The sequence below is a fragment of the Vibrio sp. YYF0003 genome (genome assembly GCF_036350715.1).
In the GTDB taxonomy this organism is placed as follows: domain Bacteria; phylum Pseudomonadota; class Gammaproteobacteria; order Enterobacterales; family Vibrionaceae; genus Vibrio; species Vibrio natriegens.
This window is the reverse complement of record NZ_JAZDWA010000001.1, coordinates 747,765-770,984: the sequence shown is the minus strand read 5'-3', so window position 1 is coordinate 770,984 and position 23,220 is coordinate 747,765. Positions and strand designations below refer to the sequence as shown.

The following is a 23,220-nucleotide window of genomic DNA, read 5'->3' as shown; positions in this document are numbered from 1 at the left end:
TTTGCCCTAATAAATAGGGCAAAGCATTAGTAGCACATATATTACGGGCTAAAAGTCGATTACATATTAAGTTGCGTGATCGCAGCTTGATACTTTCTTTCGACCATATATCTTGCCATTTCTTCTCGAGCACCAATCGGTGCACCATCATGTTGGAATTGTATCATTCTGATTGAGTCGATTTTAGACAACTCATTAGCTTTCCATTTATCAAGCACTACGCGCACTTGCTCTGAATTTAGGGTTTGTGCACTGGACTCTATACTGACGGCTTCTATCGGGCTACTGGCCATTGCGTTTACAGAGAACAAAAACGCTAATGTGGTAATCCACTTAAATACCTTTGTCATTTCAACCTCCTTTTCATGTGGTACCACATTTATTTTAGGACAACTCTAAATAATGTGATCAAGATCTTTTTATTTTCGAGGTAATTAAAGTTAGAAGGTCTTAACGGTATTTTTCTTTATTAGAGTCTTGGTTTAGCCACGCTATTTGGTTAACAATTTTCCAGTCATATTGTGTGCTTTGAAAGTGCAATTTGCCTGTTTTTCAATTTGTGAACTTCGGCTCTCTAACCTTAAAAAAATCCCCTTATTCATGCGCTGACAGGCAAAAAAGCAAAGTTATTTGGAGCAAAAAAACGCTTTAATAACCTTATAAATAAAAGGGTAAATCGATAGCAAAAAAAGATCGGCACCCTCAACAAGATCTTAACTTATAAGGATAAACACGATGAGCGTATTTAAACTGGCGTTTCCTAAAATCAATTACTCTGGTGTAGGCGCGATTGAAGCCTTAGTCGAGCGTTTAGCGAATGAACATGGCTTGGAAAAAGGTTTACTTATCTGTGACCCAATGCTTGTTGAGTTGGGGTTTGCCGAAAAACTACTTTCGAGCTCGTTAGAGCTTACTTTGTTTAAAGATGTAAGACCTAACCCTGATACCGACACGGTGAAAAATGCGTATGACATGTATGTGACTTCTGGTGCACAATACATTATCGGTTTTGGTGGTGGTAGTTCGATTGATACGGCAAAAGCGATCAAGATCCTATCCGCAAACCCAGGACCAATCGCCGCTTATAACGGTGTCGAGAAAGTCGAACGCTTAGGGGCGCCGCTTTATGCGATTAATACCACTGCGGGTACGGCTGCAGAAGTCACCAGTAACGCGGTTATTACGGACACAGCAACGCATGTAAAACACGTCATTATCTCAGATAAAATTATTCCAGAAATTTCAGTCAATGACGCAAGCGTTATGTTGGGTATTCCTAAAGCCACCACAGCTGCGACTGGTATTGATGCGTTGACACACGCACTAGAGTCATACGTCTCTGTTGGTGCACATAAACTCACCGATTACATTTCTCTGGAAGCAATACAAACCATTGCAGAAAACCTTCCAGCAGCGGTAGATGATGGCACCGATATTAACGCGCGCGAAATGATGGCTTATGGTCAGTTTATTGCTGGTCTTTCTTTCAACAGTGCCGGTTTAGGTATGGTTCACGCAATGGCTCACCCTGCTGGTGCACATAAAGACTTACCTCACGGCGTATGTAACGCAATCTTGTTACCTATCGTGAGTGAATTTAACCGCCCGCACCGTGTAGAAAAATTTGCCAAGGTTGCTGAAGTATTGGGCGTAGATACCTCTGACATGACAGCAGAACAGGCAAGTTTGGCTGCAATTGACGCGCTTCATGCACTGAACCGTCGAGTTGGCATACCAGCAGGTTTTGGTGAGCTGGGTGTGACTGAAGAGGATATCTTGAGTTGGGTCGATGACGCATTAGCCGATCCATGCGCTGGTGGTAACCCATGTCCAATGACAAAAGATCAAGTGATTGAGTTGTATAAGAAAGCGTTATAGTACCGATTCGAATCAGTGAGTTAAGAACAAGCCTAGTCACATGTTGACTAGGCTTTGTCGTTTTTGTCGCCTAAGGCAAGTTAAAGTAGAAAATTAGGCATTAAATAGCGTTTACGTAAGCAATAGGTAATGGAATGCTCATTGGTTGAGATTTAGGTTTATTATTTTTTATATCAAGTGTTTATTGTTTGTTTTTAGGTGTTTTTGCTTGCTGGTCTAGGTGGGTTTTCCTACATCTCAAGGTTCAACTTGGAAGATTGTGCAAGGAATTCGTAGTATCCGGATAACGGTAAATTGGTGACTTGTCGCATTATAAATAGCAGAAACGTCGTTAGGAGAGACACTCTCCTAAACGGTGCACGCTCTTAAGCTAGTCATGTTGTCTCAAGTTGGGGATGACTAATTTGAGCAAATTCCGAAACTGAGATGACAAGCTTATCAGGCTTACTAGGAGAAACTAGATGAACAAACACAACGATACCAACAACACAAACGCTAGCCACGACTTGCCAGACGCTAGTCGCCGAAATGCATTGAAAATGGCAGGAGCAAGCGCGGTTGCTTTAGGTGTTGGTGCGCTTTCAGGAGGCCAGGCCATGGCAAGCACGACATTAGAATTAGGTAATAGCTGGGATAAAACTTTCGCTAAAAGCGACAAGGTTGAGCACAAAAAAGTCACGTTCAAAAACCGTTACGGTATTACGCTTGCCGCTGATCTGTATCAGCCAAAAGAAAGCACTGGCAAGTTAGCTGCTATCGTTCTGAGTGGCCCATTTGGTGCAGTGAAAGAACAGTCATCTGGTTTGTATGCGCAAACAATGGCAGAACGTGGATTTGTTACGCTAGCATTTGATCCATCTTACACTGGTGAAAGTGGTGGTGAGCCACGTAATGTTGCTTCCCCAGATATCAATACTGAAGATTTCAGTGCTGCAGTCGACTTTATCGGTTTGCTAGAAAATGTTGACCGCGAGCGAATCGGCGTTATCGGTATCTGTGGTTGGGGCGGCATGGCATTAAATGCAGTTGCAATTGACAAGCGCGTTAAAGCGGTTGTGGCTAGCACTATGTACGATATGACTCGAGTTATGTCTAAAGGCTACAACGACAGTGTTACTCTTGAACAACGTACTCAAGGACTAGAGCAATTGGGTCAGCAGCGCTGGAAAGACGCTGAAAACGATGAGCCAGCTTATGGTCCTGTGTCTCTTGAACTGCAGGGCGGCGAGCCACAATTTGTGGTTGAATACGCGGCTTACTATAAAGATCCGCAACGCGGTTTCCACCCAAGAGCAATCAACTCTAATGCTTCATGGACCATCACGACGCCGCTGTCGTTTATGAACATGCCGATCTTGACGTACATTGCAGAAATCTCACCACGTCCGGTTCTGCTTATCCACGGTGAGAAGGCACACTCGCGCTATTTCAGTGAAACGGCGTATGAAGCAGCTGCTGAGCCAAAAGAATTGATGATCATTCCTAATGCAACCCATACCGATCTTTATGATCAGATGGATGTGATTCCATTCGACAAAATGGAAGGTTTCTTTAAGGAGCATTTAGCTTAAGAAAGAAGCCAGCCCACTAAGTAAGCCAAGGTATAAAGGTCAAAATAGAAATATCTGACCTTAAAGTATTGAGGCTGAAAACCAGTGAAACACCCCCTAAAAGAAGCCAGCATCGTATGACCACAGATGTTGGCTTCTTTGTTTCCATCCTGCATAGTTATTTATCCCGGAGTGCAATGAATTTTTTCGTCAAGAAGGCTATTTCTGTGTGCAGATTCACTGAATTACCACTTTATTAACTGTAATGTTACGGGCGTGTAACGTTTAAAGCAATTAGTTTACCGCCTTGTTATGCCAATACATTTGCGGTTTTTCCTAGCTATATCATTGTTTTAAATGGAACCGAATAATTGCTCTAAGCCTCTAAGTTGTAAGGTTTTTATTGGGTCAATTATGTTGAATGTTTGTTTAACTTTGCATCGTTTTGGTGCGTGAGATTGCAGTCGATTGGTAAGAGGCATCTTTAGGATGCTACGGAGATAAAAATTGTTTCCGGCTTGCCAAAAAATAAGCAAGCTATTCAAGCAGATATATTGACTCTTGTAGTTTTAAACTTGATGTTGCAAAAGTATGCGCTGTGTTTGTATATGTAGGCATGGTTGTTGCTTAGACAAAAGTGCTCGATTCGGTGCGCTAAGCCAAAACAAAAAATAGCTAGTGCTACCGGTTAATAATAAATCTCCTTTACATTGGAGTGCGCTATGTCAGTCTCAATAAATCAGTTCGATGGCTCGTCGAACAAGGAAGTAAACCGTATTGGTTTTTTGTTGTTAGATAATTTTACTATGCTCGCGTTTTCATCAGCGGTGGAACCGATGCGCATGGCAAACCAACTGACAGGGAAAGAACTGTATGATTGGTATGTGATATCAGAAGATGGTGAGAACGTTGAAGCTAGTGACGGTATCACCATACAGCCAGACTGCTCGATGGCTGATGCTCCCCAACTAGATACACTGATTGTTGTGGGTGGAGTAAATATCACACGCAGTTTTACGCGTAAACAAGTAACGTGGTTACAGTCTTTAGCCCGTAAACATGTTGGCCTTGGTGGGGTATGTACGGGGGCTTACGTGTTAGCGGAAGCGGGGTTGCTGGACGGCTATCAGTGCAGCGTTCACTGGGAATGTCTTGCTACGCTGCAGGAGCGTCATCCTCGTGTTAATTGTCTCAACCACTTATTCGTTATTGACCGAGATCGAATGACATGCAGTGGTGGTTCTGTGCCGTTAGACATGATGATTACCATGATCCAGAAAGATTATGGTCGTGAACTTGGTTCAAGCATTTCAGAAATGTTCATTTGCGACAATATTCGCGGTGAAAGTGATACACAGCGTATTCCGCTTAAGCATACGATTGGTACGGCTCAGCCTAAACTAGTCGAAGCTATTATTTTAATGGAAGCGAATATAGAAGAGACTATCGAACTGGATGAATTGGCAGTGTATGTCGGATTATCCCGTCGTCAATTAGAGCGTCTGTTCCAGAAATATTTGCAATGCTCACCATCAAAATACTACCTCAAGCTAAGACTGAACCGCGCAAGACAGTTACTAAGACAAACATCGATGTCAATTATCGAGATCGCAACTGCATGTGGCTTTGTTTCTTCACCACACTTTAGTAAGTGTTACCGCGTGCACATTGGTATTTCACCGAAAGCGGAAAGGTTGGGGACACATTCAGCAGCGGTGGCTAATGTAAGTGTCGCTCCTCCGGCTTTAGAGTCGAATACCATCGTAGATTTGATGCAATTTGATGCTCCATTACGCTCATCGAAAGCGCTATTTGAAGCGCAGCATGAGCCTACCTACGGCTCAATCTCCATCTAATCCGTTTGTTCTAAAAAAAGACCGCCATCCAGCAGGATGGCGGTTTTTTTTGGTTTGCATTTTGTCGCTTAGCGTTACGCAAAAGGGATTCAGAATGCCGTTTTTAGAACACTTTTAATCGACCGTAATACCTATTCTGGAGACTAACGAGGAAAGGGAAGAATAGGGTTTAAAAATGAACGCAACGGACTTGCATGATGATTCAATAGTGATTGATGGCCTGGTTATCGCGAAGTGGGACCGAGCACTGTTTGAAGACATGCGCAAAGGCGGCATCACTGCTGCAAACTGTACAGTTTCTGTTTGGGAAGGCTTCCAGAATACGGTAAACAATATCGTAGAAATGAATAACCTTCTTGAAGAAAACAATGATTTGGTTATTAAAGTTCGCACTACCGACGACATCCGCAAAGCAAAGCAGCAGGGTAAAACCGGCGTTATGATGGGCTTTCAAAATGCCCATGCTTTTGAAGATCAGCTTGGCTATGTGCAGGTGTTTAAAGACCTTGGCGTTGGCGTTGTTCAGATGTGTTACAACACACAAAACCTAGTTGGTACTGGTTGTTATGAGCGCGACGGTGGCTTGTCTGGTTTCGGCCACGAGATTGTCGCGGAAATGAATAAAGTGGGCATCATGTGTGACCTATCGCATGTGGGCGCAAAGACTTCCAAAGAAGTCATTCTCGCTTCTGAAAAACCAGTTTGTTACTCACACTGTCTGCCTAGTGGTTTAAAAGATCACCCGCGCAATAAGTCAGATGAAGAACTGAGATTTATTGCAGACCATGGTGGCTTTGTTGGCGTAACGATGTTCGCACCTTTTCTTAAAAACGGCATTCATTCAACGATTGATGACTACGTTGAAGCGATCGCTTACATCTTTGACCTGGTTGGTGAAGACCAAATCGGTATCGGTACTGATTTCACACAAGGTCACGGTCAGCCTTTCTTTGAGTGGTTAACGCATGATAAAGGCTATGCACGCCGACTAACCAATTTTGGCGAAATCATTAACCCTGAAGGCATTCGTACTTTAGGTGAGTTCCCTAATTTAACAGAAGCACTGTTGCGTCACGGTTTCTCTGAAACTCAAGTTCGCAAGATCATGGGCGAAAACTGGCTTCGCGTACTAGGCGAAGTCTGGGGCGAATAACAACAGTGTTTCACCATAAAAATATAAATAAATAACGAGTTAGTTAATTGTATAAAAGGAAGAATACGATATGAGTACACACGCACCTGAAATGCCAATCTTGGTCGATGACGAAACAGGGGTTTGGACAACGGATGCCTTACCAATGTTGTATGTACCGCGTCACTTTTTTGTAAATAACCATATGGGTATTGAAGAAGAGATCGGTGCGGAGCGTTACGCAGACATTCTATACAAAGCTGGCTACAAGTCCGCTTACTACTGGTGTGAGAAAGAAGCCGAAGAACACGGCCTTTCTGGCGATGCCGTATTTGAACACTATATGAAGCGCCTATCTCAACGCGGCTGGGGTTTCTTTGTCACTGAGCACCTTGATATTGCGAAAGGCGAAGCTCGAGTTCGTTTGGAAAATTCATGTTTCGTATACCAGTACGGAAAAGTTAACCGCAAAGTGGATTACATGTTTACAGGCTGGTTCGCTGGCGCAATCGACCAAATCGCTGAGAGCCTGGGTCTGTCAGTGAAAACCAAAGCGGTACAAACACAAAGTGGTGCTGAGGAAGGGTGTGATTACGGCGTCTTCGAAGTAACACCAATCGGCTAAACACCAACATCAATCCATTTGTAAGTCAGTCAAGGAAGACAGCCTTGCTTGTTCGCAAGCGAGGCTGGTACAGGGGTAAATCATGTCTCAGTTCGATATTCTATTCCAACCATTAAAAATTAACAAAACGACCATCCGTAACCGCGTTGTTAGTACAGCGCACGCAGAAGTTTATGCCACAGACGGTGGTATGACGACCGACCGCTACGTAAAATACTACGAAGAAAAAGCCAAAGGTGGCTGTGGTCTGTGTATCTGTGGTGGTTCAAGTGTGGTTTCAATTGATAGCCCACAAAGCTGGTGGAGCTCAGTTAACCTTTCAACCGATCGCATCATTCCTCATTTCCAGAATCTAGCCGATGCTGTGCATAAGCATGGCGGCAAAATCATGATCCAGATTACTCACATGGGACGTCGTTCTCGTTGGGATGGTGAGCATTGGCCAAACCTAATGTCTCCGTCTGGCGTACGTGAGCCAGTGCACCGCGCAACATGTAAGACCATTGAAGAAGAAGAAATCTGGCGCATCATCGACGACTTCGCGAAAGCAGCCGTTCGTGCGAAAGAAGGTGGCTTAGACGGCGTTGAACTGTCTGCTGTTCACCAGCACATGATCGACCAATTCTGGTCTCCACGTGTTAACAAACGTACTGACCAGTGGGGCGGAACGTTTGAAAACCGCATGCGCTTTGGTATGGAAGTACTGAAAGCGGTACGTGAAGCGGTTGGTCCTGACTTTGTTGTTGGTATGCGTATTACGGGTGATGAGTTCCATCCTGATGGCTTGAACCATGACGACATGAAAGAAATCGCGGCGTACTACGATGCAACTAAGATGGTTGATTACTTCGGCGTTGTTGGTTCTGGTTGTGATACGCACAACACACTAGCAAACGTTATTCCTAACATGAGCTACCCGCCAGAGCCATTCCTGCACTTGGCGGCTGGTATTAAAGAAGTGGTTTCTGTACCGGTTATCCACGCGCAAAACATCAAAGATCCAAATCAGGCTAAGCGTATCCTTGAAGCGGGTTACGTTGATTTTGTTGGTATGACTCGTGCGCACATTGCGGATCCACACTTAATCACCAAAATCAAACTGGGTCAAACCGACCAAATTCGTCAATGTGTTGGCGCAAACTACTGTATCGACCGTCAGTACATGGGTCTGGATGTATTGTGTATCCAAAACGCGGCGACATCCCGTGAGCACATGGGTATGCCTCATATCATTGAAAAAACAACCGGACCTATCCGTAAAGTTGTTGTAATTGGTGGTGGCCCTGGTGGTATGGAAGCGGCTCGCGTTGCAGCGGAACGTGGTCATAAGGTTACTCTGGTTGAAAAAGCGAGTGAGCTTGGCGGACAAATCACCATCGCAGCGAAAGCCCCTCAACGTGACCAGATGGCGGGTATTACACGCTGGTTGGCAATGGAATTAGACCGTCTTGGCGTTGAAGTTATTCTAGAGACAGCTGCTAACGCAGACATGATTCGTGAACTTAAACCTGACGTTTGTATCCTTGCAACTGGTGGTACGCCATTCATCGAGCAGAACCCTGACTGGGGCGCAGAAGAAGGATTGGTTGTGTCTTCTTGGGATATCCTCAACGGCACAGTGGAACCAGGAAAGAATGTTCTGGTTTACGACACTATCTGTGAATTCTCTGGTATGTCGGCGGCAGATTACCTGACTTCTAAAGGCTCACAAGTTGAACTTGTTACTGATGATATCAAACCAGGTGTTGGTATCGGCGGTACGACTTTCCCAACTTACTACCGCAGTCTGTATGAGAAAGAAGTCATCATGACTTCGGATCTTGCTCTGCTGAAAGTATACCGTGAAGGTGACAACCTGATCGCTCTCCTAGAGAACGAATACACGGGTGCGAAAGAAGAGCGCGTTGTTGATCAAGTAGTCGTAGAAAACGGTATTCGTCCAAATGAAGCGCTGTACTACGAGTTGAAAGCAGAGTCTGTGAACAAAGGCCAAATTGACGTTGAAACCTTGTTTGCATCACAGGCGCAGCCAGTCCTATCTCAAGACAACGACGGCATGATCCTGTGGCGTTTGGGTGACTGTGTTTCACAACGTAATACTCACGCTGCACTCTACGACGCACTACGTCTGTGTAAAGATCTGTAAGGGGGGCTTATGTTCCTAGAGTCACTACTTCCTATCTTACTTATAACAGCCGGAGCCCTGGCTGTTATAGGGATGCTCCGCCGCATTATGATGTGGCGGAGAGGGCAAGCCGAAAGTGTTGCCTTTTTTGCAGGGTTAGCAGCCATGCCTCGTCGTTACCTCGTGGACCTGCACCACGTGGTAGCGCGCGACAAAGTGATGTCTAACACTCACGTTGCAACGGCAGGTGGTTTTGTCCTGTCCGTTGTGCTCATTTTCGCGGTTCACGTGTTTAACCTGGAGCCGCAAATCTTATCTTGGGTACTGCTTGGCTCACTTGGCTTAATGTTTTGCGGCGCATTGTTTGTCGCAAAACGTCGACTAAACCCTCCATCGCGCCTGTCTAAAGGCCCTTGGATGCGGTTGCCGAAAAGCTTGATCATGTTCTCGGTGAGCTTCTTCATCGTGACACTGCCAGCTACTCAGTTAGTTGGCGATGTGTTTAACGTGGTTGCTGCGGTTGTTCTCCTTGCTGCTATCGTATGGGGCGTCGGTGAGATGTTCCTTGGTATGGGCTGGGGCGGACCAATGAAGCACGCGTTTGCTGGTGCGCTACATTTGGCATTTCACCGTCGTCCAGAGCGTTTTGGTGGTGGTCGTTCAACCGGTTTAAAACCAGTAGATCTTGATGCTAAAAAGCTGGGCGTTGAAAACCCAAGTGATTTTAAATGGAATCAGTTATTGGGCTTTGATGCGTGTGTTCAGTGTGGTCGTTGTGAAGCGGTATGTCCGGCATTTGCGGCAGGGCAGCCACTAAACCCGAAAAAGCTAATTCAAGACATGGTTGTGGGACTTGCTGGTGGTACGGATGAAAAGTACGCTGGTAGCCCATATCCAGGCAAAGAAACTGGTTGTGCAAAAGGCGACCCGCACAAACCAATCGTGGGCGGTGTTCTAAACGCAGAAACACTGTGGTCATGTACAACTTGCCGAGCTTGTGTAGAAGAGTGTCCGATGATGATCGAACACGTGGATGCGATTGTTGATATGCGCCGTTTCTTAACGCTTGAAAAAGGTGAAACACCAAACAAAGGTGCGGAAGTACTGGAAAACATCATCTTCACTGATAACCCGAATGGTCATAACCCGAACAAACGTTCTAACTGGGCAGCAGACCAAGATCTTAAACTGATGTCTGAAGTCAAACGTGCAGACGTTCTGTTCTGGGTGTCTGACGGTGCGTTTGATATGCGTAGCCAACGCATTCTCAAGTCGATGGTGCAGATTCTTAAAGCAGCCAAGATTGATGTTGCTATCCTGGGCGATGAAGAACTAGATTGTGGTGACGTTGCGCGCCGATTAGGTGACGACGTAACTTATCAGCGTTTAGCAAAACGTAACATCCAAACGCTGATGAAGTACGACTTTGACTGCATCGTGACAACAGACCCTCACGCATTCCACTGTTTGAAGAACGAATACCCGGACTTCTACCCAGAGAATGAAAAACCAAACTACCAGGTTTGGCACCATACAACCTTTATTAACCAATTGGTTGAAAAGGGGTTAATCGGTCTTAAACCATTGTCAGTCGGTAAAGTTACCTACCATGACCCTTGTTACTTAGGTCGTTACAACGGCGAATATGAAGCGCCTCGTTCGGTGCTAAAACACCTCGGTGTTGAAATTGCTGAAATGGAACGTTCTGGTTTCCGCTCACGTTGTTGTGGTGGCGGTGGCGCGGCTCCGATTACCGATATCCCTGGCGAACGTCGTATTGCGGATATGCGTATGGACGACATCCGTGAAACAGGTGCCGATCTTGTGGCAGTAGGTTGTCAGCAATGTACTGCGATGCTTGAAGGTGTTGTTGAGCCAAGACCTGAAGTGAAAGACATTGCTGAACTTGTTGCTGAGATGCTGGTTGAGATTAGCGATGATCAGGTGGACGTATGGACACCAGAATCTGAAACCGTCGGTGTGTAGGAGAAGATCATGGGAGAATTTATTTTACGCCGTGACCCTCGTGTCGAGTGGATTAGACGAAACAGGCTACACCCACAGCATGATAGCTTGATGGTACAGCCAGTTGAAGAGATTGGACCAAGCGGCTTAACCAGGCGTTATCCACATCGAGTTGGTTTTATTGGACCGAACGGCATTAAGCGCATCGATCGCCTGAACAATAATGCTGCAACCTCGATGATGGGTGCTCGCCAAAGCAGCCAAGCAAGTGTCGAGCTGCCGTTGCACAAGGTTGAGTCTCCAGACTTTTACATTGTGGTTGTGCCCGATATGCCAGGTGGTCGCTTGAGCAGCCATGATAAAGACGTTCTTGGCCAAGCCCATCAGCTGGTTAAACAGTCTGACGGTGAGGGCGCTGTGATGGCAGTGGTATTCGGCGCTCACAAAGAAGAGCAGTTTGATCTTGCAGGCGTCGACCGATTGCTAACGATTCCGGATGAAGTGTTTGATCACTACAGCCCAGAACAGCGAGCTGAGGTTCTGGCGAGTATCGAAGCCCAATATTCGCCTAAGCACTGGCTATTCCCGGATAGCATTCAAGGTGGATTTGAACTTGGTGCGCGCTTGTCTGCGGCGATTAATGAACGTCCTGCAACACAAGCGTGGCAAGTCGATAGTGAGCATGCGGTATGTCGAGCAGCAGGGCTTCGTCACGACATCAAACGTGTGACACCTCGAGTGCTTCTGCTGGCTCAAGAATGTGCGCTACCAATTGATGAAACCCGACACGAAGTGCTGCCGGTTGAATTTGAAGGCACATTCAGCATTGAATCTCGCATCGAAGATCTTGGTCCAGTCGCGGTCGATCCTCAGGCGATTCCACTTACCGAGGCTGAATTCATTCTGTCTGCAGGTAACGGCATCCATGATTGGGAGAAATTTCACGAAGCAGCGAATGTTCTGGGTGCAACCGAAGGCGCGAGCCGCGTAGCCGTCGATGATGGCTTTATGCCTCGCGACCGTCAGGTTGGTGCTACCGGTAGCTGGGTGACCGCTCGAGTCTATGTGGCTGTTGGTATCTCAGGGGCAATTCAACACCTACAAGGTATTGGTGCTTGTGAAAAAGTCATCGCCGTAAACACAGATGCGGGTTGTGACATGGTCAAGCGCGCGGATCTGAGTGTGATTGCTGATAGTAATGAGTTTTTAAGAGAGTTGATTTCTCTTATTCAACAACATCAATCAAAGGAGCTGAAGGATGCCGCATAATCAAACCGATACACTGCGTGTCAGTACGTTAGTCTCCATTGGTGCACACCCTGATACAGGACGTGCGCGCCGTTCAGCGACCGATGCACGTGCTGTTGAACTGGCGATGAACTTAGAAGGTTGTGAGTTAGAGGTGCTTCACGCAGGCAACCCACAGGATCCAGCACTGTCGTACTACAGCGGGATGGGACTTTCTCAAATTCGCGTTCTGGCTCAGGACGAACAGGACGATGCGGTTAACACTTTGTCTTCGTACTTTCGAGATGACATGCCCGACATCGTTCTGACAGGAATGCGTGCGGAAAATGGCGAATCTTCAGGCACGCTACCTTTCTTTCTTGCTCAAGAGTTGGATTGTCCGATTGTTATGGGCGTCGCGGAAATTCTATCCGTCGAAAATGGTACAGCGCGAGTATTACAAGCGCTACCAAGGGGACAGCGTCGAGCGCTAAACGTATCTCTGCCATTTATCGCTAGTGTGGACTTTGCTGCGCAAGAACCACGACAAAGTGCATTTGGCCGAGCTCGAAGATGTGACATTGTCACGGAAGAAGTGGAAGGCAAGCAACTGGATAAAGAGCGACTAACTTGGGAAACAAGTATCGCGAAGCCAAAAGCGAAGCGTTTGAAAGTCGTGAAAGCTAAAAGTGCGGCTGACCGTTTTAAAGCGGCGACAGCAAAAGCAGAATCGACAGGCGGTAAAGTCCTTAAAGACCAGCCTGTTAGTGAAATGGCTCAGGTAGTCTATGACTTACTGCTTGAAGAAGGAGTGGTAAATAAATAACTAAAAAATTGACTTGTTAGGAATTCAACTTATTGAACCCAGTTAGGTTCATCTAAGGAATATATCCACGTTAACGGTACCGACAATTAGAAGAAAAGTTCGGTACCTACGTGGTTAATACCAACGTTAATAAGTACTTGAACAATTACTTATCCAACTAGGTATGACTTACGACGAAGAACGATTCAGGGAAAGGAATTACTGAATACTGTTCAATATATGTTAATCACTAAAGAGGGATCGCATGAAAAGCATAGTGAGTAGTCGAAGAAGATATAAATCCGTTCATACCGTTAAATACGAAACGGATTATTGTGCTGGGCAAGACAATGTCAAAATCTTTGGCATGGATATCCATAACCCCGTGTTTGGTATCAGCGCTAGCTTAATTTTATTGTTCATCATTTTGACGTTAATTTTTCCTGAAGGAGCAAAAGACGCACTTATTGCCGCTCGGAGCTGGTCTATCAACAATTTTGACTGGTTCTTCATGGTCGGGTGTAACTTGTTTGTAGTGTTTTGCTTATTTTTGCTTGTTTCTCCAATGGGCAAAATTCGTTTGGGAGGCGCAAACGCCACACCGGAATTCTCTACCGTATCTTGGTTTAGCATGTTATTTGCTGCAGGTATGGGGATAGGGCTGATGTTCTGGAGCGTTGCTGAACCTGTCGCGTATTACACCGACTGGTACGGAACGCCACTTAACGTGGCAGCCAATACCGAAGAAGCAAAACAAATGGCGCTAAGTGCGACGATTTACCACTGGGGTTTACACCCTTGGGCGATCTATGCCGTAGTTGGCCTGGCTTTGGCTTTTTTTGCACATAATAAAGGCTTGCCACTTACTATCCGTTCTGCATTTTTCCCAATTTTAGGTGAGCGTTGCTGGGGTCCAATTGGTAACTTCATCGATATTCTTGCCGTTCTGGCAACCATCTTTGGTCTTGCAACTTCTCTTGGCTTCGGCGCTCAACAAGCCGCTGGTGGTCTTAGCCATCTGTTTGGTGTCTCAAGCGGTATTTCAACTCAAATAGCATTTGTGGTTGTGGTTACCGGCATTGCTGTCATCTCAGTGGCACGAGGACTGGATGGCGGTGTGAAGATATTGAGTAACATCAATATGCTAATCGCGGCAGGTTTAGTTGCGCTACTGGTTGTAATTGGACCGACGCTATCTATTTTGCATACATTTGGCGATATCACGCTGGGCTATGTTGATAACTTTGTGCCACTTTCTAATTGGATCGGACGTGAAGATTCAGACTGGTTCCATGGTTGGACTGTGTTTTACTGGGCGTGGTGGGTATCTTGGTCACCATTCGTAGGTATGTTTATTGCGCGAGTTTCAAAAGGACGTACGGTTCGTGAGTTCGTGACGGCTGTATTACTTATCCCAACCTTAGTCACTATGGTTTGGTTGAGTGTCATGGGCGGAACGGCAATAGAACAGGCTACGACAGGTGTCGGTGAGCTAGCAAATGGTATCAGCGATGTGTCTCTGGCGATGTTCCAAATGTTTGAGAATTTGCCATTTTCTACGTTGTTATCCGTTGTTGGTATCTTGCTTGTACTGGTCTTCTTTGTAACGTCTTCAGATTCGGGTTCACTTGTAATCGACAGTATCACTGCGGGTGGTAAAGAAGATGTGCCAGTAGGTCAGCGTGTGTTCTGGGCTATTGTAGAAGGTTTTATCGCGATAGCACTGCTACTTGGTGGTGGTTCGGAAGCACTGACAGCATTGCAAGCTGGCGCGATAACAACTGGTCTGCCTTTCACACTTGTTTTGGTACTGATGTGCTGGAGCTTGTACAAAGGGTTAAAAACTGAGATTCACCTTTACCGTAAAGCATAAATGCTACGCAACTAACATTTTTGGCTGTGTGACATAAAAATAGATCACAGCCTATTTTTTAATCGTCTATTGTAGGCTTGTTGGGGGGAAGGAATCCCCTCTTATTTGGTAGGAGTAAGTAGTTATGATGCACGTAGATCTTGTAGATATGGATGACTTTATTACTGATCTTAGCCAGCTTGGCATTGAATGCCCAAGTGCAGATGTGGATAGTGTAAAAAGCAGTATTGATGAGTGGTTACAAACGGTCGACAGCTCTCAGCGTGACCGATTCTCGAAGCTGTTATTCTGTATTGAGGAAAAAGGTATTTTGTTACCAGATATCGAAAATGTCGTTCGATGGGGCGCTCAACAACTACCTCGATGAGACAAATCTTCGCTTCTTGTGCAAATCTTGAAAGCATGAGGACAAGTTCAGTATTCTGAACAAAGCAGTATAGCGCTGAGCGGTTTTGCTCACATTAATCGCTGAAGGGGAGTCGATATTATCTACTATAAGTCGTAGTGGGTAATACCTACTCCTATACCGACGTAAAGCTAATCTTAAGCATGAGCTGAAACGTCAAAACTTCCATCTGAATCAGTAAATAAAACCTTGCCGACTATTTCGTATATAGTGTTGCTGCAAGCGAAAGAACTCACAGCATCATCCCAAAAACAAAAAATCCCTCTTATGTTCAGAGGGATTTTTTATTGGGGTACGGCACCGACGAGAATCTTCTGATACACACTAACCAACGGTGTTTCTGTTTTCTTCTCGCCGGAACCGTGTTTTTAGTCGTGGATTTTCACGCCGAGACAGCCACGTACAAAATCAGGGTTGAAGTGCTTAACTGCATCGCCAACGTAACCTAAATCAAGGCTGCTGATTTTCTCCATCTCTTCATCTGAAAGCGTGAAATCCCAAATATCGAAGTTTTCTTCAATACGTACTTGTTTTACAGACTTTGGAATAACGGTGACGCCACGCTGTAAATTCCAGCGCAGAATAACTTGAGCCACTGTTTTTCCATGTGCTTCTGCAATGCCTTTTAGCATCTCGTCTTCAAAAGGTTTATGACGACCACCACCTAATGGTGCCCATGCTTCAGGCTGAACGCCGTAATGCTTCATTGTTTCTAGCGCGGCCGGTTGAGCATGATATGGGTGCAGCTCAATCTGGTTTACCATTGGCTTAATTTTCACTGTTTCACAGAAATTCGCCAATACATGTGCGTAGAAGTTAGACACGCCAATCGCTTTGAGCTTGCCTTCTTCGTAAGCATCTTCCATCGCACGCCAAGCGCTAAAGTAGTCACGCATTGCCTGGTGTAGTAGATACAAATCGAAATACTCTAGACCAGATTTTTCCAGTGACGCTTCGATACCTGCTTTAGCGGTATCGTAATTTGCCATGTCCTGAACCCATAACTTTGACGTGATAAATAGTTCTTCGCGCGTACAAATGCCTTCTTCAATGGCTTCACGGACAGCTTCACCGACGGCATCTTCATTACCGTAGACTGCGGCAGTATCAATGAGGCGATAGCCAGCACGGATAGCACTGAGTACTGACTGTTTGCATTCTTCTTTATCGGTAACCTGAAAAACACCAAAGCCTGCCATTGGCATCTCTAGGTTGTTACTTAATGTTGTATATTCCATTGTAGAATATCTCCATTGCGCTGATTGGACGTAAGACAATGAACTCTATTGGTGCTTAATCCTTTAAAATCAGTGGAGCTCATGCATTTCCCTTATCACGGGGTGGGGTAATTATGGCACGCAATAGCCAACATCGAATTGTTCAATATTCGCTATTGTTTGCCTAAAACTTCAATTCACGCTCACTCAACGTAACTACTTATAAGCTACACTAAAAAACAGAAGTTGGTGCTCTTCCGTTAATAAAATTGCTAAAAAGCAGATATGCCTTTGCAGGGGTGTAAATAATGGAGCTAGGAAGGAAACAAGTCCCGGTTGGTGTCATTACTGAAATACATGGCCCGGTAACCGTAATTGCCTGTGATACCTTGCCTCCCTTGCATCAGGCTTTATGTGCGAATGTCGATGATGAAACCTATCTGTTTGAGGTTCATCAACATCTTGATAAGCGGCATATCCGCGCAATTATTCTCCACAAAACCTCCTCCTTGCATCGTGGGCTCACCGTTTATGATACCGGGGCTTCACTTCATGTTCCGGTCACGCCGAATTGTCTCGGTCGTTTGCTCAATATCTTTGGTGAGCCATTGGATGGCGGGAGCAGACTGAATACGTCAATGTTTCGCAATGTTCACAGTGCGCCAGTCCCGATTCATGAATCTGTCGGTGCCGGAAACGTATTAGAAACGGGTATTAAAGTTATCGATCTTCTCTGTCCTTTCATTGAAGGAGCGAAAACAGGATTACTCGGTGGTGCAGGGGTTGGTAAAACGGTGTTAATTATGGAGTTCATGCACGCGATGGCTTCATTACATCAGGGGGTGTCGGTTTTTTCCGGTATAGGTGAACGCATACGCGAAGGTCATGAACTTTGGCACGCTATCCGAGATGCAGGGGTACTGCCACAGACATTAATGGTGTTCGGGCAAATGGACGAGTCGCCGGGCGTTCGTTTTCGGATAGGACTATCGGCTCTGACCTATGCGGAATACCTGCGCGATACCCTGAAAAAAGATGTTCTGTTTGTCATGGATAATATTTTTCGTTTTGTGCAAGCGGGAAGTGAAGTATCCAGTTTGCTCGGGCGGATGCCAGCTACGGTAGGCTATCAACCGACACTGTCGACAGATATCGCAGAGATTCAGGACCGCATTCTTTCAACCAATAATGGCACCATCACTTCGGTACAGGCTGTCTATGTTCCGGCTGATGATATGACTGATCCAGCGGTCAGTACCATCCTGAGTCACTTGGATAGCACGGTAATGTTATCCCGGGCACAAGCTGGTAAAGGGATTTACCCTGCGGTCGATGTCTTGCAGTCCAGCAATAAGCTTATGGACAGGCATACTTTAGGTGAACGTCACTACAGTATTGCTGAAGGTGTCCGGGAACATTTAGCTCGTTACCATGAGCTGGAAGATATTATCACCATGTTAGGAGTCGGTGAGTTGTCTCAGGCTGACCGCACCATCATCATGCGTGCCCGCAAACTTCAGCGTTATTTGACCCAGCCATTTTGTACAACAGCGGCACATACCGGCATACCAGGAGTGTCCGTGCCGCTGGAAACTGCGCTAAATGACTGTGAACATTTTCTGCTTGGTCATTACGACGAAATACCGGAAGAGCGCTGCTATATGCAGGGAAGTATGGAGAGCCAGCTACGATGAAAAATTTTGTGATCAGCCTGCTGGATGCAACGCACTCTACAGAGATTGAGGGCGTCACTTCGTTTATTGGCGAGGACCAAACGGGTAGCTTCGGGTTGTTGGCGAATCACAGTCGTTTTATGACGGTTCTGTCTACGGGAATTGCGAAGTACCGCACGGGGGAGAGTGACTGGAAATACCTGGCAGCGGCTGGTGGGGTGCTCTATTTTAAAAATAATCACCTGACATTATGTACTTACCGCTTTTTGCTCGATGATGACTATAGCCGTATTAGCCAGGCATTGGAGCAACAATTAGTGATAGAAGAAGAAAAATCACAGACGTTTAAACAGAGCCTACGCCACATGGAAGAAGAGGTATTTATGCGGCTGTGGAAAATAGGCAAAAGAGAGACACTTTAGTGCCATGCGTAAACTTGATGATTTGAAAAAGAAAACTGAGCGTCAGGTTGACCGTATGAAGAAGGCTGAGCGCGAACGACATACCCTTATCGGCCAAACTATTTATCTTGGAACCCTGGGGCTATTGCTTGCGTTACCCATTGTGGGAGGCGCTTACCTTGGTCATTGGATAGACAGCATGATAGAGGGATATTCGGTTCGCTGGACAATAAGTTTTATCTTGCTTGGCGTGATCGTTGGGATGATCAATGTCTACCTTTTAATTCGGCAATAGTGCTATGGGTTTTAACTGGGATTAAGTAAACCGACTCAGTGGGACGGTCATTATGATAGATAATACGGTAGTCACAACATGGGGAATCATGGGCGTGATCGGGTTGTTTGCCTGGATTTTGTCACATCAGTTATCTATAAAGCCCGGGCTGGTACAGACTGCCATTGAAGGTATGATTGCCAGTATTGAAAATGTGATTAGAGAAGTCGCTCCTCAGCATGTTAAAAGCCTGATGCCATTTATTGGCAGCCTATGGATATTTCTCGTTATCGCCAACCTGTGTGGGCTTATTCCGGGCGTTCACTCTCCAACACGCGACTTATCTGCTACCTCTGCACTGGCAATCATTGTATTTCTTTCGACACACTGGTACGGCATTCGCCTGCAAGGAATAAAGCTTTACTTAAGCCATTATTTAAAACCCAGCCCGATTCTATTGCCGTTCCACATTATCGGGGAAATAACCCGTACAGTGGCTTTAGCGGTGAGGTTATTTGGCAACATGATGAGCCTGGAAATGGCAGCCTTGCTATTTTTGTTAGTCGCGGGATTTTTGGCGCCAGTTCCCATTTTAATGCTCCATGTCATTGAAGCCTTAGTTCAGGCTTATATCTTCGGCATGCTCGCTCTCATATATATTGCGGGTAGCCTACAATATCAACAACAGCAACAAGAAGGAGCCACTCATGAATGAGTTATCAACCTTTGTTCTGACTTCAACCGCTGTTGCCATTATCGGTATTTCGATTGGTGTCCTCGCTCCAGCGATAGCCATGGGGTGGGCTGTGAGTCGGGCAATGGATGCTCTTGCACGTCAGCCTGAGGCTGAAAAGTCAATTATGCGGACGCTTTTTATCGGGTTGGCAATGATAGAGTCACTGGCCATTTATGTGCTCGTTATTGTGTTGATTGTGCTATTCCGTAATCCATTACTTGAATACCTTATCAAATAGCGTCTGCTAGCCACTCTATGATGGTTTATCACCCACGTTGAGGAGCAATTACTGTGGAGTTTAGCTGGACTACTTTTGTTCTGGAAATCATCAATTTTTTGGTGTTGATCTGGATTCTCAAACGCTTTCTGTTTAAGCCAGTAAAGGCGGTGGTTAGTCAGCGCCAGGCGGATATTGATAAACAGTTGCTTGAATCCCAGCGGCTGAATGATGAATCGGCTGCACTGAAAGATGAGTATGAAAATCGTCTGGTTAATTGGGAGCTCAAGTGTCAGCAGGCAAGAGAGGCACTGCGCCGGGAAATTGATGCAGAGCGGGCATCCCAGTTAGATCTATTGAAGCAGTCGATTGAACAGGAAAAGAAAAAAGCGCAAGTGGTTGAATCTCGCCAGCGTATAGAAGCGATTCGTGATAGTGAACAACAGGCGTTACACCAGAGCGCTCAATTTGCTGCTTCTCTGCTTAGCAGGGCTTCTGGACCTGAGCTGGAGGCTAGGTTGCTGGATATTCTGTTGGAGGATTTATCTTCCCTTTCTGAGGAGCAAGCGGCCAGTTTGTTACATCAATGGGGAGTCATGCCTGAAGTTATTGAGGTAAGCAGCGCTTATCCAATACCTGAACAAAAACGGCTAAAGCTGGAAAGCGCCCTGAAGACCGTCAGCCAATTATCCATCCCTGTGCAATATGATGAAAACCCTGAGTTGATCGCTGGGTTGTTTATCACAATAGGTGCCTGGTGTTTGCGTGCCAATATAAGAGATGATTTAAAAGGGTTTATGGAGTTTGCCTATGTTACCCGATGAAGACAAACTCAATAGCCCGTTGACCCAGCAGGCTATGTGGCTTAAGGACTATAAACCGGGGTTACGCCTTGAAGAGCGGGGCGTCGTGTTGTCCATCGGGGATGGTATTGCAAGGATCTCAGGGCTTCCTTCGGCGGCGATGAACGATATCTTAACCATGGAGGATGGCAGTCAGGCAATGGTGTTTGACCTGACGGAAGAGCTGGTCAGTGCGGTGCTCTTGCATGAAACCAGCTTATTGACAGCCGGAACCTCCGTACATCATTCCAGTCATTCTTTAAGTGTCCCGGTGGGTGACAATTTGCTTGGCCGGGTTATTGATCCGCTGGGTAGTCCACATGATGGGGAAGCGGCTCCAATCCCATCAGCATGGATGCGTCTCGATACATTGTCACCGCCGATAATCAGCCGTGATTTTGTTAATGCACCTTTGTATACGGGCATCAAGATCATAGATACCCTAATCCCGATAGGTAAAGGGCAGAGACAGTTGCTTATTGGTGACGAAGGCCTAGGGCGTAGTGCTCTGGCACTTGATACCGTGATTAACCAACGAGGCAGAAATGTGCGGTGTGTTTATGTGCTCATTGGGCAAAGGCGCTCGACGGTCATTAAGACGATTGAGATATTACGAGAGTTTGGTGCGCTTGAATACACCACTGTCGTTGTCGCGGAAGCGAGTAGCTTGCCAGGATTACAGCATATAGCGCCTTTTGCCGGCTGTGCTATCGCTGAGTATTGGATGCAACAGGGGCACGATATTCTTGTTGTCTATGATGATCTCAGTACGCATGCCAAAATCTACCGAGAACTGTCATTGCTTCTTCGTCGTCCTCCCGGGCGGGAAGCTTATCCTGGTGATATTTTTTCAGTCCATGCTGGGTTATTGGAAAGGACTACCTGCCTGAGTCCGTCTCATGGTGGTGGTAGCATGACGGCTTTACCAATCGTTGAAACCAAACAGGGAGAAATAGCCGATTATATCCCGACTAACTTAATATCCATTACTGACGGGCAAATCTATTTGGAACGCGGATTGTTTTCAGCCGGTTTTCGTCCGGCCATTGATATCGCTCGATCGGTGTCGCGTATCGGCGGACAAGCGCAACATCCCAGAATCAAGGAAGAAGCCGGAAGTATGAAATTACACTATCTTCAGTTTCTCGAGCTGGAGAGTTTCACTCGTTTTGGTGCCCGTCTTGAAGCTTCTATGGAGCAAGCGATTCAACGTGGTCTGGTATTAAGGGAGATTCTCAAGCAAGAGCAATTTTCTCCGCTTCACGAGACGTTTCAACTGGCATGGCTTGTCGCTTTTAATGATGGACATTTCAAGGACTGCGAACGAAAAGAAGTGGCCTCACGTCTCAAACTTCTAGAACAGGAGGTGAAATCTTCCAGCCTAACCCTTGATAGCCCTAAAGATGAATGGAGTGTAGCGGTCGCTAAATGGTTATCACCTAACAACATACAGGGCAGTAAGTGATGAGCCGACGCCTCGATCTGGACAATCACCATCATAGTCTGAACGAAATTATAAAAATCTTAGATGCGATGAAAATGTTAGCTTACATGGAAACGCATAAGTTGGGAGCATTCCTTGACACTCAACACCAAGCGCTGGATGCCATCAGTTCAGCAGCTAACGATTTTCTCAGTTTTTATCCCGGAGTCCAACTAAAAGAGTCCGAAGTCTTCCCTGTTTATCTTTTAATTGGATCTGAGCGCGGGTTCTGCGGTGACTTCAATCAGGAGCTGGTGGACTATATTGAGCAGCTCTTAACGATTCCTTCCAATCTAAAGCCCACTTTAATTACGGTTGGCCGCAAGCTCTATAACTTAATGCAAGACGATGGTCATGTATATGCGCAGATTGAAGGGCCAAATGTTGTCGAAGAGGTGCCTAACGTTCTCGAACAAACCGTTCAGGTACTGACAAAGATCCAGAGGGAACAGCCGTTGATGGGCTTATACAGCGTTTACCACAGTGGCGAACAGGGGATTATCACAAAAAAACTATTGCCGCCGTTTCAGCAGAAGGATCAACAACCCGCTAATTTTCAGTACCCTCCGGAGCTAAACTTACCGCCAGCAGACTTTTTGCTCAAAGTAGCCGAGCAGTTTCTTTTTACTGCTCTGCATGAAATTGTTTATACCTCTCTGTTAGAGGAAAATCACAATCGAATCATGCACCTTGAAGGCGCGGTTAAACATCTTGAAACTAAAGCGGATGAATTGACCCAGCAATGCCATATTTTACGCCGGGAAGAGATTACTGAAGAAATTGAAGTAATTTTACTTAATGCCAGTAGTTTTGATGATTTGCCCACTGGTTAAATTCACATGTGGCATCCATGCTTGAGCCTGATATTTGTGTTTCCATAAATAAAAATGCTGTCGAAACGGATAGTGACTGTCAATTCACTTAAGAGGGACGTA

At 45.8% G+C, this 23,220-nt stretch carries 21 protein-coding genes; 19 read left to right on the top strand and 2 right to left on the bottom strand.

Translation table 11 applies throughout. The features are described from left to right. Positions 1-59: 59 nt before the first annotated feature. Positions 60-350 carry a hypothetical protein gene (locus tag V1U08_RS03350; RefSeq protein ID WP_239950815.1) on the bottom strand — a complete coding sequence of 97 codons (291 nt, stop codon included), beginning with the start codon at positions 348-350 and terminating at the stop codon, positions 60-62. Between the two features lie 385 nt (positions 351-735). Here V1U08_RS03350 and V1U08_RS03345 point away from each other — a divergent pair, with 385 nt between their 5' ends. The 11 genes from V1U08_RS03345 to V1U08_RS03295 all read left to right on the top strand — a co-directional run bounded on the left by V1U08_RS03345 (position 736) and on the right by V1U08_RS03295 (position 15,403). Further along, entirely contained in the window at positions 736-1,878 is a 1,143-nt protein-coding gene (locus V1U08_RS03345) for an iron-containing alcohol dehydrogenase (RefSeq protein ID WP_330469914.1), read from the top strand. A gap of 461 nt (positions 1,879-2,339) precedes the next feature. After that, positions 2,340-3,449, top strand: coding sequence for an alpha/beta fold hydrolase (locus V1U08_RS03340; protein WP_330469913.1), 1,110 nt, complete (start codon positions 2,340-2,342; stop codon positions 3,447-3,449). 701 nt (positions 3,450-4,150) lie between these two features. Next, positions 4,151-5,284 (top strand): GlxA family transcriptional regulator, encoded by a 1,134-nt coding sequence (locus tag V1U08_RS03335; protein WP_065298348.1) that lies wholly within the window; start codon positions 4,151-4,153, stop codon positions 5,282-5,284. A gap of 175 nt (positions 5,285-5,459) precedes the next feature. After that, positions 5,460-6,437, top strand: a complete 978-nt coding sequence (locus V1U08_RS03330) for a dipeptidase (protein WP_065298349.1) — start codon at positions 5,460-5,462, stop codon at positions 6,435-6,437. Positions 6,438-6,507: 70 nt separating this feature from the next. Then, a complete protein-coding gene (locus V1U08_RS03325; protein WP_065298350.1) occupies positions 6,508-7,041 on the top strand; it encodes a DUF5943 domain-containing protein in 534 nt (177 codons plus the stop codon). A gap of 82 nt (positions 7,042-7,123) precedes the next feature. Then, positions 7,124-9,187 (top strand): dimethylglycine demethylation protein DgcA, encoded by a 2,064-nt coding sequence (gene dgcA, locus V1U08_RS03320; RefSeq protein ID WP_014234592.1) that lies wholly within the window; start codon positions 7,124-7,126, stop codon positions 9,185-9,187. A gap of 9 nt (positions 9,188-9,196) precedes the next feature. Continuing rightward, positions 9,197-11,152 carry a (Fe-S)-binding protein gene (locus V1U08_RS03315; RefSeq protein ID WP_065301331.1) on the top strand — a complete coding sequence of 652 codons (1,956 nt, stop codon included), beginning with the start codon at positions 9,197-9,199 and terminating at the stop codon, positions 11,150-11,152. A gap of 9 nt (positions 11,153-11,161) precedes the next feature. Then, complete coding sequence (gene etfA / locus V1U08_RS03310; RefSeq protein WP_330469912.1) at positions 11,162-12,400, top strand: electron transfer flavoprotein subunit alpha; 1,239 nt, start codon at positions 11,162-11,164, stop codon at positions 12,398-12,400. Beyond that, entirely contained in the window at positions 12,390-13,184 is a 795-nt protein-coding gene (gene etfB / locus V1U08_RS03305; RefSeq protein ID WP_065303820.1) for an electron transfer flavoprotein subunit beta, read from the top strand. Before etfA ends, etfB begins: the two co-directional genes overlap by 11 nt. A gap of 244 nt (positions 13,185-13,428) precedes the next feature. Then, the gene (locus tag V1U08_RS03300) at positions 13,429-15,036 is read left to right on the top strand and encodes a BCCT family transporter (protein ID WP_014234588.1); all 1,608 of its coding nucleotides are present in this window, start codon (positions 13,429-13,431) and stop codon (positions 15,034-15,036) included. A 124-nt stretch (positions 15,037-15,160) separates the two neighbouring features. Further along, entirely contained in the window at positions 15,161-15,403 is a 243-nt protein-coding gene (locus V1U08_RS03295; RefSeq protein WP_014234587.1) for a hypothetical protein, read from the top strand. Between the two features lie 407 nt (positions 15,404-15,810). On the opposite strand, the gene V1U08_RS03290 is transcribed toward V1U08_RS03295, so the two are convergent. Then, positions 15,811-16,680 (bottom strand): aldo/keto reductase, encoded by an 870-nt coding sequence (locus V1U08_RS03290; protein ID WP_330469911.1) that lies wholly within the window; start codon positions 16,678-16,680, stop codon positions 15,811-15,813. A gap of 287 nt (positions 16,681-16,967) precedes the next feature. On the opposite strand from V1U08_RS03290, the gene atpD reads away from it, so the two are divergent. Genes atpD through V1U08_RS03250 form a run of 8 tightly spaced genes read left to right on the top strand, consistent with a single transcriptional unit; the run spans position 16,968 to position 23,118 of the window. After that, a complete protein-coding gene (gene atpD, locus V1U08_RS03285; RefSeq protein ID WP_330469910.1) occupies positions 16,968-18,353 on the top strand; it encodes a F0F1 ATP synthase subunit beta in 1,386 nt (461 codons plus the stop codon). Next, a complete protein-coding gene (locus V1U08_RS03280) occupies positions 18,350-18,754 on the top strand; it encodes a F0F1 ATP synthase subunit epsilon (RefSeq protein ID WP_020335248.1) in 405 nt (134 codons plus the stop codon). The genes atpD and V1U08_RS03280 overlap by 4 nt, the downstream gene beginning before the upstream one ends. A gap of 4 nt (positions 18,755-18,758) precedes the next feature. Continuing rightward, positions 18,759-19,028 (top strand): AtpZ/AtpI family protein, encoded by a 270-nt coding sequence (locus V1U08_RS03275; protein ID WP_020335247.1) that lies wholly within the window; start codon positions 18,759-18,761, stop codon positions 19,026-19,028. Between the two features lie 52 nt (positions 19,029-19,080). After that, positions 19,081-19,722 carry a F0F1 ATP synthase subunit A gene (locus V1U08_RS03270; protein WP_317590800.1) on the top strand — a complete coding sequence of 214 codons (642 nt, stop codon included), beginning with the start codon at positions 19,081-19,083 and terminating at the stop codon, positions 19,720-19,722. Continuing rightward, the gene (atpE, locus tag V1U08_RS03265; RefSeq protein ID WP_014234581.1) at positions 19,715-19,981 is read left to right on the top strand and encodes an ATP synthase F0 subunit C; all 267 of its coding nucleotides are present in this window, start codon (positions 19,715-19,717) and stop codon (positions 19,979-19,981) included. Before V1U08_RS03270 ends, atpE begins: the two co-directional genes overlap by 8 nt. A gap of 53 nt (positions 19,982-20,034) precedes the next feature. Beyond that, positions 20,035-20,784 carry a F0F1 ATP synthase subunit delta gene (locus V1U08_RS03260; protein ID WP_330469909.1) on the top strand — a complete coding sequence of 250 codons (750 nt, stop codon included), beginning with the start codon at positions 20,035-20,037 and terminating at the stop codon, positions 20,782-20,784. Continuing rightward, positions 20,771-22,267 (top strand): F0F1 ATP synthase subunit alpha, encoded by a 1,497-nt coding sequence (locus V1U08_RS03255; protein ID WP_330469908.1) that lies wholly within the window; start codon positions 20,771-20,773, stop codon positions 22,265-22,267. Before V1U08_RS03260 ends, V1U08_RS03255 begins: the two co-directional genes overlap by 14 nt. Then, entirely contained in the window at positions 22,267-23,118 is an 852-nt protein-coding gene (locus V1U08_RS03250) for a F0F1 ATP synthase subunit gamma (protein WP_330469907.1), read from the top strand. The genes V1U08_RS03255 and V1U08_RS03250 overlap by 1 nt, the downstream gene beginning before the upstream one ends. Positions 23,119-23,220 lie beyond the last annotated feature (102 nt).